This window comes from Citrobacter pasteurii, from assembly GCF_019047765.1.
Lineage (GTDB): Bacteria > Pseudomonadota > Gammaproteobacteria > Enterobacterales > Enterobacteriaceae > Citrobacter > Citrobacter pasteurii.
Genome location: NZ_CP077262.1, coordinates 4611283 through 4624060 on the forward strand (window position 1 = coordinate 4611283; position 12778 = coordinate 4624060).

At 54.4% G+C, this 12778-nt stretch carries 8 protein-coding genes; 5 read left to right on the top strand and 3 right to left on the bottom strand.

The genetic code is table 11. From position 1 onward, the window contains the following. Positions 1–371: 371 nt before the first annotated feature. A complete protein-coding gene (gene mgtA, locus I6L54_RS22265) occupies positions 372–3080 on the bottom strand; it encodes a magnesium-translocating P-type ATPase (RefSeq protein WP_040230351.1) in 2709 nt (902 codons plus the stop codon). Positions 3081–3224: 144 nt separating this feature from the next. Further along, entirely contained in the window at positions 3225–3278 is a 54-nt protein-coding gene (gene mgtL, locus I6L54_RS24650) for a mgtA regulatory leader peptide MgtL (protein ID WP_223237025.1), read from the bottom strand. A 191-nt stretch (positions 3279–3469) separates the two neighbouring features. On the opposite strand from mgtL, the gene treR reads away from it, so the two are divergent. From treR to nrdG, 5 genes are all read left to right on the top strand, one after another. Continuing rightward, a complete protein-coding gene (gene treR, locus I6L54_RS22275) occupies positions 3470–4417 on the top strand; it encodes a trehalose operon repressor TreR (protein ID WP_005134192.1) in 948 nt (315 codons plus the stop codon). 156 nt (positions 4418–4573) lie between these two features. Continuing rightward, positions 4574–5992 carry a PTS trehalose transporter subunit IIBC gene (treB, locus tag I6L54_RS22280; RefSeq protein WP_040230354.1) on the top strand — a complete coding sequence of 473 codons (1419 nt, stop codon included), beginning with the start codon at positions 4574–4576 and terminating at the stop codon, positions 5990–5992. A 49-nt stretch (positions 5993–6041) separates the two neighbouring features. Then, positions 6042–7694 carry an alpha,alpha-phosphotrehalase gene (treC, locus tag I6L54_RS22285; protein WP_040230356.1) on the top strand — a complete coding sequence of 551 codons (1653 nt, stop codon included), beginning with the start codon at positions 6042–6044 and terminating at the stop codon, positions 7692–7694. Positions 7695–8102: 408 nt separating this feature from the next. Continuing rightward, complete coding sequence (gene nrdD / locus I6L54_RS22290; protein WP_005134198.1) at positions 8103–10241, top strand: anaerobic ribonucleoside-triphosphate reductase; 2139 nt, start codon at positions 8103–8105, stop codon at positions 10239–10241. 106 nt (positions 10242–10347) lie between these two features. Then, positions 10348–10812 (top strand): anaerobic ribonucleoside-triphosphate reductase-activating protein, encoded by a 465-nt coding sequence (gene nrdG / locus I6L54_RS22295; RefSeq protein WP_040230358.1) that lies wholly within the window; start codon positions 10348–10350, stop codon positions 10810–10812. Between the two features lie 33 nt (positions 10813–10845). Here the strand turns inward: nrdG and I6L54_RS22300 are convergent, their stop codons facing one another. Beyond that, on the bottom strand, positions 10846–12759 hold the full coding sequence (locus I6L54_RS22300; RefSeq protein WP_005134200.1) for a BglG family transcription antiterminator: 1914 nt from the start codon (positions 12757–12759) through the stop codon (positions 10846–10848). Between the last annotated feature and the right edge of the window lie 19 nt (positions 12760–12778).

Genomic DNA, 12778 nt, shown 5'->3' on the forward strand with positions numbered 1-12778 from the left:
TTCTCCAGAAGTTCATAATATCCATTAACAGGAATAGCTTGCAGAGCAAATGACTGCCGGGATTAAAAATGGGCAGCGAGAAACTTTCTTAACGACGTTACCGATGCAGACTAACTGGTGTAACAATTTATTTCGATGACTGCCTTCACAAAAAAAAAACCAAGCTCTATAATTTTTAGCACGCTGTTTCATTTTTGCAACGCAGATCGTTTTCCTGATAAAAAAGCAACGCAAAGGACGCGGTTTTATACTAATTACCCGCGTTAGCATTTCAATAAAAATAAAACACTAATATTTCGGGGGAATATCTTTCGAATGAAAAAGAGAAATGCAGGATGGTGTTAACACCATCCTGTTGAGATGTGTAGCGGTTACTGCCAGCCGTAGCGGCGGCTATAAAACCCTTTCACTAATTGGGTCAATGTCATGTAGCCTGCCAGAATCGCAATCAGCCACGGGAAGTAGCTCAGCGGCAGCGCCTGCAATTGCAGGTAACTGGCCAGCGGCGAGAACGGTAACGCAATACCCACCACCATCACGACCAGCGTCATCAGCATCAGCGGCCATGCGGCGCGGCTCTGGATGAACGGCACGCGACGGGTACGGATCATATGCACAATCAGCGTTTGCGACAGCAGACCGACCACGAACCAGCCCGACTGGAACAACGTCTGATGTTCTGGCGTATTGGCATGGAAAACGAACCACATCAGGCAAAATGTCAGAATGTCGAAGATCGAACTGATCGGTCCAAAGAAGATCATAAAGCGGCCCAACTCGGCGGGATTCCAGCGCTGCGGCTTTTTGATCTGCTCTTCGTCAACGTTATCAAACGGAATCGCCACCTGGGATACATCGTACAGCAGGTTCTGAATCAGTAAGTGCAGCGGCAACATCGGCAGGAACGGCAGAAATGCGCTCGCCACCAGCACGCTAAATACGTTACCGAAGTTAGAACTGGCCGTCATTTTAATGTACTTCAGCATGTTAGAAAAAGTACGGCGTCCTTCGATCACCCCTTCTTCCAGCACCATCAGGCTCTTTTCCAACAGGATGATATCCGCCGCTTCACGCGCAATATCAACCGCACCATCAACGGAGATACCAATGTCCGCCGCGCGCAGCGCCGGGGCGTCGTTGATACCATCGCCCATAAAGCCTACTACGTGACCTTCACGCTTGAGCAGGGTCACAATGCGCTCTTTGTGCATTGGCGTCAGGCGGGCAAACAGCGTGGTGCGCTGAGCCAGTTTTGCCAGCTCATCGTCGCTTAACCCTTCAATACTGCTGCCGATAACCACATCGCCCGCATCCAGCCCCACTTCATGACACACTTTCGCCGCCACCAACTCACTATCGCCGGTGAGAATTTTCACCGTAATACCGCTGGCCTTCAGCGCTTTGAGCGCCGGGGCGGTCGTTTCTTTCGGCGGATCGAGGAACGCGATATAGCCTTCGAGGATCAAGTCTGACTCATCAATACGTTGATAGTCCCCTTCACGCGCGGGCAGGTATTTGGTTGCCACCGCCACCACGCGCAGCCCCTGGCGGTTCAGCGTATCGGTAACGCGTTTCACCCGACGCAGCATGTTGTCATCTAACGGGACAATCTCACCGTTATGCCGCACCTGGGTACAGACACTGAGTATCTCCTGCAACGCCCCTTTACATACCAGTTGATGCACATCGGTTTCTTCAGCGACCACCACCGACATGCGGCGGCGTTCGAAATCAAACGGGATCTCATCGATTTTTTGCCAGCGGGTAGAGAGCCGGCGGGCAGATTCTTCATCCACACCTTCGAGAACCGCAGTATCCAACAGGTTTTTCAGCCCGGTCTGGTAATGACTGTTCAGCCACGCGGAATACAGGACATGTTCGCTGGGCTTGCCGGAGATATCGGTATGATTCTCCAGCACAATTTTATCTTGCGTCAGCGTACCGGTTTTATCGGTACACAGAATATCCATCGCGCCAAAGTTCTGGATGGCGTCGAGGTGTTTGACGATGACCTTTTGTTTTGACAGCTTCACCGCCCCACGCGCCAGCGTTGAGGTGACGATCATCGGTAGCATTTCCGGGGTCAGTCCCACCGCCACAGACAGCGCAAACAGCGCCGCTTCCCACCAGTCACCTTTGGTATAACCGTTGATGATCAGCACAATCGGCGCCATCACCAGCATAAAGCGGATCAGCAGCATACTGACGCGGCTGATCCCTTTCTGGAAGGCATTCTGCTCGCTTTCCTGCTCACTGACGCGGCCCGCCAATTGCCCGAACCAGGTATTAGCTCCGGTCGCAATCACGATGGCCTGCGCCGTGCCGCTCACCACGTTAGTACCCATAAAGCACAGGGTATCGCATTCCAGCGGGTTGCTTTGCTGCGGGTCGCGGCTGGTCGCGACTTTCTCCACCGGCAGCGATTCGCCGGTCAGTGAAGCCTGAGCCACAAACAGGTCTCGCGCCTGCACCACGCGCAGATCGGCTGGGATCATATCCCCTGCCGCCAGTTTGATAATATCGCCAGGAACCAACTGGTCGATTGGCAGCTCAACCCAGCCGTTCTCTCCTTTCTCGTTGATGACGCGCAGCACCGTAGCGGTGTTGCTGACCATTGCTTTCAACGCATCCGCCGCTTTGGTGGAACGCGCCTCCTGCACAAAATTCAGCAACGTGGAGATAGCGACCATCAGCGCGATGACGCCCGCGGCAAACAGATCCTCGGTGGCATAGGAAATCGCACCGAGGATGGTCAGCAGAATATTAAACGGGTTGCGGTAGCAGACCCACAGATGTACCCACCATGGCGACGGCTTTTGCGTCGGCAATTGGTTTTCGCCATGCTTTTCGCGGGCGCTCTCCACTTCTGCGGCGTTCAACCCTTCCGGGTGCGCGCCGAACGTTTTCCACAGCGCCTCTTCGTCCATCAGCGCCATTTTCAGGCAATGTTCGCTCAGTGAAGGCGGGATCGGCGTGCTGGCGACGGTCTGCGCATTGGGTAGCGGATCGCGATGCACCAGACGATGCGGTAAATGGCGGTTCAGCCGTGCAAACAGCTGGCGAGTCATATTTTTGAACATAGGCAGTCCCCCTGCACCAGTATCAACAGGCGCAGTAAATCCTTCAGGCGTGGCAAAGCCTTGCCTGATGGCAATCTCAAAATCGTAACAGGGGCGTCAGAACGTCACTGTCTTACAGTTCCGGTAAGACAGTGAAAGACAGGCTTACCGGAAAAGGTTGTTTCTCCATTTCGGGAGAGGGGTGGGATCGGGATCCATATAGCCTCCGGTAAGTGAATGATTTGCGCTGCGGATTATACGCAGAAAACCATAAGGTTTGTGACAATTATGGCGGTATGATAAACCATGGAAACTAAACCAAACGTATACCAGACTTTGCCCATTGCACTGCGCGTGAGTAAAGTTATTCTCTATTTGGCATAACTTCGCACGCAACACGGGAAAACAGGATGCAAAACCGGCTGACAATTAAAGACATCGCCCGCTTAAGCGGCGTGGGAAAATCAACCGTTTCCCGCGTCCTTAACAACGAAAGCGGCGTGAGCGAACGCACCCGCGAACGCGTTGAAGCCGTGATGAATCAGCACGGTTTTTCCCCTTCCCGCTCCGCGCGCGCCATGCGCGGACAAAGCGACAAGGTGGTGGCGATTATCGTTACGCGTCTGGACTCGCTTTCGGAAAATCTCGCCGTGCAAACCATGCTTCCCGCCTTTTATGAGCAGGGTTACGACCCGATCATGATGGAAAGCCAGTTTTCGCCCGAGCTGGTAGAGGAGCATCTGGGAATGCTCAAACGTCGCAACATTGATGGCGTGGTGCTGTTTGGTTTTACCGGCGTAACGGAAACCATGCTCACCTCCTGGCAGGACTCTCTGGTGCTGCTGGCAAGAGATGCCAAAGGCTTTGCCTCCGTCTGTTATGACGACGAAGGCGCTATTCATACCCTGATGCAGCGTCTGTACGATCGTGAACACCGCCAGATCAGTTTTCTTGGCGTTCCCCATAGCGATGTGACCACCGGCAAGCGCCGCCATGAAGCTTATCTGGCATTCTGTAAGAAACACAAACTGCATCCGGTTGCCGCGCTGCCGGGTCTGGCCATGAAGCAGGGCTATGAGCAGGCCGCCAGTGTCATCACCCCGGAAACCACCGCATTAGTCTGCGCGACGGACACCCTCGCCCTTGGGGTCAGCAAATACCTGCAGGAGCAGCGAATTGAGAACCTGCAGTTGGCGAGCGTGGGCAGCACGCCGCTGATGAAATTCCTCCATCCGGAAATTATCACCGTCGACCCAGGATACGCCGAAGCCGGGCGACAAGCGGCCTCACAGCTGATCGAGCAGATCAACGGCCGCAGCGAACCACGACAAATCGTTATTCCCTCCAGCCTCTCCTGATTGCTTTCTGAGCGTTAATTTGTGATCTTCGCTGCGTTTCGGGAACGTTCCCATTTTTAAATTTTTATCGACGATATACTCTGGCGCCAACAACGCGAGAGTTGCCGGATGGCGACCTAACGCGTCTTATCCGGCCTACGGGGAACACACGTCATCATGAGCAAAATAAAACAAGCAGACATCGACCGGCTGATTGAGCTGGTAGGCGGGCGCGACAATATCGCCACGGTAAGTCACTGCATTACTCGCCTGCGTTTTGTGCTGAATCAGCCTGCGAACGCCAGGCCGAAAGAGATCGAACAGTTGCCGATGGTCAAAGGCTGCTTCACCAACGCCGGGCAATTTCAGGTGGTGATTGGCACCGAGGTAGGTGATTACTACAAAGCGCTGCTGGCGACGACCGGACAAGCCAGCGCCGACAAAGAGCAGGCGAAAAAAGCGGCGCGGCAGAATATGAAATGGCACGAACAGCTAATTTCTCATTTTGCGGAGATCTTCTTCCCGCTGCTGCCCGCGCTGATTAGCGGCGGCTTGATCTTAGGTTTCCGTAACGTGATCGGCGATCTGCCGATGAGCAACGGCCAGACGCTGGCACAGATGCATCCTTCGCTGAAAACCCTTTACGACTTCCTGTGGCTGATTGGCGAAGCGATCTTCTTCTATCTGCCGGTCGGGATTTGCTGGTCAGCGGTGAAAAAAATGGGCGGTACGCCGATCCTCGGTATTGTGCTGGGCGTTACCCTGGTTTCACCGCAGCTGATGAACGCCTATTTGCTCGGTCAGCAGGTTCCGGAAGTATGGAACTTCGGTCTGTTCAGCATTGAGAAAGTAGGCTACCAGGCACAGGTTATTCCGGCGTTGCTGGCCGGTCTGGCGCTCGGGTTTATTGAAACGCGCATGAAACGCCTCGTGCCGGATTATCTGTATCTGGTGATCGTCCCGGTGTGCTCGCTGATCCTTGCAGTGTTCCTCGCGCACGCCTTTATCGGTCCGTTTGGTCGCATGATCGGCGACGGCGTCGCGTTTGCGGTTCGTCATCTGCTGACCGGCAGTTTTGCCCCGATCGGCGCGGCGTTGTTCGGCTTCCTGTACGCCCCACTGGTGATCACCGGCGTGCATCAGACTACGCTTGCCATCGACATGCAGATGATCCAGAGCATGGGCGGCACGCCGGTATGGCCGCTGATCGCGCTGTCGAATATCGCTCAGGCCTCTGCGGTGGTGGGCATCATTATCTCCAGTCGCAAACACAACGAACGTGAAATCTCAGTCCCTGCCGCCATCTCCGCGTATCTCGGGGTCACTGAACCGGCAATGTACGGGATCAACCTGAAATACCGTTTCCCGATGCTGTGCGCGATGATCGGTTCCGGTCTCGCCGGACTGCTGTGCGGCCTGAACGGTGTGCTGGCAAACGGGATTGGCGTCGGCGGTTTGCCGGGCATCCTCTCCATCCAGCCGACTTATTGGCAGGTATTTGGCATGGCGATGGTCATTGCGATTGTTATCCCAATGATACTGACCTCATTTGTTTACCAGCGTAAATACCGTCTGGGCACATTACAAATTATCTAACTTTTCTTCGGGGCGCAGTTGCGCCCCAGCGTATTTCCAGGAAACAACCATGACTATTCCCCACTGGTGGCAAAACGGCGTTATCTATCAGGTTTACCCCAAGAGTTTTCAGGACACTACCGGCAGCGGCACCGGCGATTTACGCGGCGTGACGCAGCGCCTCGACTATCTGCAAAAACTGGGCGTTGATGCCATCTGGCTGACGCCGTTCTATATTTCGCCGCAGGTTGATAACGGCTACGACGTCGCGGATTACCTGTCTGTCGATCCAGCCTACGGTACGCTGGAAGATTTTGACGAACTGGTGGCGCAGGCGAAAGCGCGCGGCATCCGTATTATTCTCGATATGGTGTTTAACCACACCTCAACCCAGCACGCCTGGTTTCGTGAAGCGCTGGATAAAGACAGCCCGTATCGTCAGTTTTATCTCTGGCGCGACGGCACGCCAGACAGCCCGCCGAATAACTGGCGTTCCAAATTTGGCGGTAACGCCTGGGGCTGGCACGCCGAAAGCGGGCAGTACTATCTGCACCTCTTTGCTCCGGAACAGGCCGATCTGAACTGGGAAAATCCGGCGGTCCGCGCCGAGCTAAAAAAAGTCTGTGAGTTCTGGGCCGATCGCGGCGTGGACGGATTGCGCCTCGACGTGGTGAATCTGATCTCTAAAGATCAGGACTTCCCGAACGATCCCGACGGCGATGGGCGGCGTTTTTATACCGACGGCCCGCGCGCACATGAATTTTTGCGCGAGATGAACCGCGACGTCTTCACGCCACGCGGCCTGATGACGGTCGGCGAGATGTCTTCCACCACGCTGGAAAACTGCCAGCAGTACGCCGCGCTCGATGGAAGCGAACTGTCGATGACCTTTAACTTTCACCACCTGAAAGTGGATTACCCCAACGGTGAGAAGTGGACGTTAGCCAAACCCGATTATGTGGCGCTGAAAACCCTGTTCCGCCACTGGCAGCAGGGCATGCATAATCAGGCCTGGAACGCGTTGTTCTGGTGTAACCACGACCAGCCGCGCATCGTGTCGCGTTTTGGCGATGAAGGTAAATACCGCGTTCCAGCCGCTAAAATGCTGGCGATGGTGCTGCACGGTATGCAGGGCACGCCCTATATCTACCAGGGTGAAGAGATCGGCATGACCAACCCGCACTTCAGCCAGATTACCGATTATCGCGATGTGGAAAGCCATAATATGTTTGCCGAACTGAACGGTCAGGGGCGAGATGCCAACGAATTGCTGGCGATCCTCGCCAGTAAATCCCGCGATAACAGCCGCACGCCGATGCAGTGGGATGCCAGCCAACACGCGGGCTTTACCGAGGGCGAGCCATGGATCAATCTGTGTGACAACGCGGCGGAGATCAACGTGGCGGCAGCGCTGAGCGATGCCGACTCGGTGTTCTATGCTTATCAGCGACTGATCGCACTGCGCAAAAGGGAGCCGGTTATTACCTGGGGCGACTATCAGGATTTGTTACCGGACAGCCCGCATCTGTGGTGTTACCAACGCGAGTGGCAAGGGCAGCGGCTGCTGGTCATTGCCAATCTGAGCGATACCTTCCAGAGCTGGCAGCCGCACCATACCGGGGGAAACTGGCAGGTGCTGATGCACAACTATGCCGAGGTCGCCAGCCAACCTGCAGACATGACGCTACGTCCTTTCGAAGCCGTCTGGTGGGTACAAAAGTAGCTTGCAATTGGCGTCAGGCCCGGCAGGTGTAGTGTTGCCGGGCTTCAGTGCTGACACAGCATTTACCCTACTGTTTTTGTTGAATAATTAATCAGATTTTTCTGCCCACAATTTACAATCGCTGTACTGCCCGTCATCTGTACGCTCCGATTTTTACTTTGCGCTACATCAAATAAATCGTAAACATCCTTGATGCAAATCACTACATATAGAACTTAAAATGCACGCCGACCCAATATGTTGTATTAATCGACTACAATTGCTACAACGACATTTCCCCGGTTAGCGGTGGAATTGTGGATAAAGTGGGTCAGGATTGCGGGAAGTCATTGGCCTGATAGATGAATAAACCCATGGCCGCTTCCCCAACCTCTGTGGATAACCTGTTCTTATAAATATGGAGTGATCATGACACCGCATGTGATGAAACGAGATGGCTGTAAAGTGCCGTTTAAATCAGAGCGCATCAAAGAAGCCATTCTGCGTGCAGCTAAAGCAGCGGGAGTCGATGACGCAGATTACTGTGCCACCGTCGCAGAAGTCGTTAGCAGTCAGATGAATGAGCGCAGCCAGGTCGATATCAACGAGATCCAGACCGCGGTAGAAAACCAACTGATGTCTGGTCCGTACAAACAACTCGCCCGTGCGTACATCGAATATCGCCACGACCGTGATATCCAGCGTGAAAAACGTGGCCGTCTGAACCAGGAAATTCGTGGTCTGGTTGAGCAAACCAACTCTGCTCTGCTGAATGAAAATGCCAACAAAGACAGCAAAGTAATCCCGACCCAGCGTGACCTGCTGGCTGGTATCGTCGCCAAACACTATGCGCGTCAGCACCTGCTGCCGCGTGATGTGGTTCAGGCGCACGAGCGTGGTGATATTCACTATCACGACCTCGATTACTCGCCGTTCTTCCCAATGTTCAACTGCATGCTAATCGACCTGAAAGGCATGCTGACGCAGGGCTTTAAGATGGGTAACGCGGAGATTGAGCCGCCAAAATCCATCTCGACCGCAACCGCCGTCACCGCGCAAATTATCGCGCAGGTTGCCAGCCACATTTATGGCGGCACCACGATCAACCGTATTGATGAAGTCCTCGCGCCATTCGTGACCGAGAGCTTTAATAAACACCGTAAAACCGCTGAAGAGTGGCAGATCCCGGATGCTGACGGTTATGCGCATTCCCGTACCGAGAAAGAGTGCTACGACGCATTCCAGTCCCTTGAGTATGAAGTGAATACCCTGCATACCGCTAATGGTCAGACGCCATTCGTCACCTTTGGTTTTGGCCTGGGAACCAGCTGGGAATCACGTTTGATCCAGCAATCCATTCTGCGTAACCGCATCGCGGGACTGGGTAAAAACCGTAAAACAGCCGTCTTCCCGAAACTGGTTTTCGCCATTCGCGACGGCCTGAACCACAAGTTTGGCGATCCAAACTACGACATCAAACAGCTGGCGCTGGAATGCGCAAGCAAGCGTATGTACCCGGATATCCTGAACTACGATCAGGTAGTGAAAGTCACCGGTTCGTTCAAAACCCCAATGGGCTGCCGTAGCTTCCTCGGCGTCTGGGAAAACGAGAACGGCGAACAGATTCACGACGGGCGTAACAACCTCGGCGTTATCAGCCTCAACCTGCCGCGTATCGCGCTGGAAGCCCATGGTGACGAAGCCACCTTCTGGAAACTGCTCGACGACCGTCTGATTCTGGCACGTAAAGCGCTGATGACCCGTATCGCACGTCTGGAAGGTGTGAAAGCCCGCGTTGCGCCAATCCTGTATATGGAAGGTGCCTGCGGCGTGCGTCTGAAAGCGGACGATGATGTGTCTGAAATCTTTAAAAATGGCCGCGCGTCTATCTCGCTGGGTTACATCGGCATTCACGAGACCATCAACGCGCTATTTGGTGATAAGCACCTGTATGACAGCGAAGAGCTGCGCGCCAAAGGTATCGCCATTGTCGAACGTCTGCGTCAGGCTGTTGATCAGTGGAAAGACGAGACCGGCTACGGTTTCAGCCTGTACAGCACGCCGAGCGAAAACCTGTGCGACCGTTTCTGCCGTCTCGATACCGCCGAATTTGGCGTGGTGCCAGGAGTGACCGATAAAGGTTACTACACCAACAGCTTCCACCTCGACGTGGAAAAAAAGGTTAACCCATACGACAAGATCGATTTCGAAGCACCGTACCCGCCGCTGGCAAGCGGAGGCTTCATTTGCTACGGCGAATACCCGAATATTCAGCACAACCTGAAAGCGCTGGAAGACGTCTGGGATTACAGCTACCAGCACGTGCCGTATTACGGGACCAACACGCCAATCGATGAATGCTACGAGTGCGGCTTTACCGGTGAGTTCGAATGCACCAGCAAAGGCTTCACCTGCCCGAAATGTGGTAACCACGACGCCGCGCGCGTGTCGGTCACCCGCCGCGTCTGCGGTTATTTAGGCAGCCCGGACGCCCGTCCGTTTAACGCCGGTAAGCAGGAAGAAGTGAAGCGCCGCGTTAAGCATTTAGGTAATGGGCAGATAGGTTAATCCGCTGCCACGTTAATGCCCGGTGGCGCTGCGCTTACCGGGCCTACGGACCGCACTCTTATTGTAGGCCGGGTAAGCGCAGCGCCACCCGGCATGGTTACAAGCTATGAACTTTCACCAATACTATCCCGTCGACATCGTTAACGGCCCCGGCACCCGCTGCACGCTGTTTGTGTCCGGGTGCGTGCATGAATGCCCCGGCTGCTATAACAAAAGCACCTGGCGGCTCAATTCCGGCCAGCCGTTTAGCAAAGAGATGGAAGATAAGATCATTGCCGATCTGAACGATACGCGAATCAAGCGCCAGGGGATCTCGCTCTCCGGCGGCGATCCGCTGCATCCGCAAAACGTGCCGGATATCCTGCAACTGGTGCAGCGCGTTCGCGCTGAGTGCCCCGGCAAAGATATCTGGGTGTGGACCGGCTACAAGCTCGATGAACTCAACGCTGCACAAATGCAGGTGGTCGATCTCATCAACGTGCTGGTCGATGGCAAATACGTGCAGGATCTCAAAGACCCGGCGCTAATCTGGCGCGGCAGCAGCAACCAGGTTGTGCATCATTTGCGTTGATCTCCAGGCGGTTAATATTCTGTTTTCCGCCTCTCAAAAACGGCTCACACACTCCATGGCGACGGTTTTGAACTCACTGAAATTCTGGCATGCGCAGAGCCGCGTCATCGCGCGTTCACGCAGGAAGGTGACGAAAATATCGTAGATCGCCATCGCTTCTTCGTATTCGCTTTTGCTAATGGCGAGCAAGAAAATCACGTGTGCCGTTTCATCGCCCCATGCAATACCCTGCGGGGCGAGGATGGTGTAGACCACCGTTTTCTTCGCCAGCAGACCGAGGGCGTGCGGCAGCGCGATGCCGTCGCCCAGCATGGTGCTGACAATGGCCTCACGTTCAACCACTGAATCAAGAAACTCCGCGTCGACAAAACCTTCATCCTGTAACTGATAGCATAACGTTTTGAACAGCGTCTGCTGATCCATGGTGCCGTCGATCACGCGAAAGTGGGCGGCATCGAAAAACTTGTTCAGCATCCACGGGCGGGTTCTGTCCACCAGCACCAGTTTGCCAATTTGCTCCAGTTGATAATCGGTCGGGAACGGCGCAATCATCACTACAGGCTTATCTTTTTCACCGATCCGCGCGGTAGAGATAACAAAATCTTCGCTAATGCTTTCCCGCTGTTCGTAGTCACGCAGCGTGACGGTATCGACGATTTCTATCTGCGGATACTTACGCGCCAGCACCGCTTCAATCATCCGCGCCATCGCATTTCCGGCATCGCATACCAGCAGAACTTTCGGCTGCCTCTGGTAACCGATGTTGTAACTACGCTCTAACCCAACGCCAATATGCAGAACCAGAAAGCCGATCTCATTTTCACTGATGATATACGGCGTATATTTCCCCCAACCCGAGACGGCGGCCAGCGTCATATCCCATGCCATCGGGTAGTGCTGTTTAATATTTTCCAGCAACGGATTGGGGATCATTATCTGGTAGCGCACGCGGGTGATCATCGTCTTAATATGTGTCAGCAGATCGGCATGCAACTGTTTGTCATTCAACAGGTTGTAGTTGTACTGAGTGTTGATAAAGCGCAGGATGTAATTGACCAGCGCTTCGTCATCATCGGCATTGATGGCGCTGGGCGCAATCTCCTGTACCTGACGGGCGGCAATGTGTACCTGAAGCCAGTTTTCTTCATACACGGAAAGCGGCTTGTCTGCCAGTTGGTGCAAAATCCCCGCAATCTCTCTTGCCGCCTGGCACACCGCCTGTTCAGTTTCTTCTGCGGCAAACTCCGGCAATGGATACCCTTCGCTAATCCGCCGTACCGCCACCGCGCAGTACAAGCGTAAAAACAGCTCGCCTTCATCGGTCAGACGAATATGGAAACGGGCAAAAATGTCCTGCAGAACAGGCTGTAGCTGCTCAGAGATCCCGGCATTCAGCGCCTCCTGCATCACTAACGGGTGCTGCGGATCCTGCTGCGCCAGCGCCCACAGCAGATCGGTCAAACAGGCGCGGATCGCCATCTCGCTGCCAAACAGCTTCATGCCGTGACGGGGGCGCGTTTCCAGCGTCAGACGATAACGTTGCAGGTGTTCACGAACTTCGGCCATATCGTTTTGCAGCGTCGCACGACTGATAAACCATTCATCAGCTAAATCTTCAAGCTTCAGTGAAAAGGCCGACGTCAGAAAACGGACCACCAGCCAGTGTACCCGCTCCTGGCTGGTTCGCGGGATGCGCAGCAACGTTTCAGGCTGCTGCGTTTGCAGAGAGTGATAACTTACCGGGTCGTCAATTTTAAGCTGGTAACCGCTGCCCCGGCTGAGAACAAACTGCGCGCCGTACTGAGTAAGCAGCGCGTTTAGCGCAGTGATATCCGCCCGTACGGTGCGTGTGGAAACCGACAACCGCTGCGCCAGCTCGTCCTGTGGAAGCGCTTCGTTTTGCAGCATGCCAAACAGCTGCGCTAAACGTTGGTTGGGGAATCGCACGTCAGTCTCCTCATCTGTC

Excerpts from the sequence above, each read along its gene's own strand:
- treC (WP_040230356.1), top strand. The coding sequence starts at position 6,042 with ATGACTATTCCCCACTGGTGGCAAAACGGCGTTATCTATCAGGTTTAC.
- treB (WP_040230354.1), top strand. The coding sequence starts at position 4,574 with ATGAGCAAAATAAAACAAGCAGACATCGACCGGCTGATTGAGCTGGTA.
- mgtA (WP_040230351.1), bottom strand. The coding sequence starts at position 3,080 with ATGTTCAAAAATATGACTCGCCAGCTGTTTGCACGGCTGAACCGCCAT.
- nrdG (WP_040230358.1), top strand. The coding sequence starts at position 10,348 with ATGAACTTTCACCAATACTATCCCGTCGACATCGTTAACGGCCCCGGC.
- treR (WP_005134192.1), top strand. The coding sequence starts at position 3,470 with ATGCAAAACCGGCTGACAATTAAAGACATCGCCCGCTTAAGCGGCGTG.
- nrdD (WP_005134198.1), top strand. The coding sequence starts at position 8,103 with ATGACACCGCATGTGATGAAACGAGATGGCTGTAAAGTGCCGTTTAAA.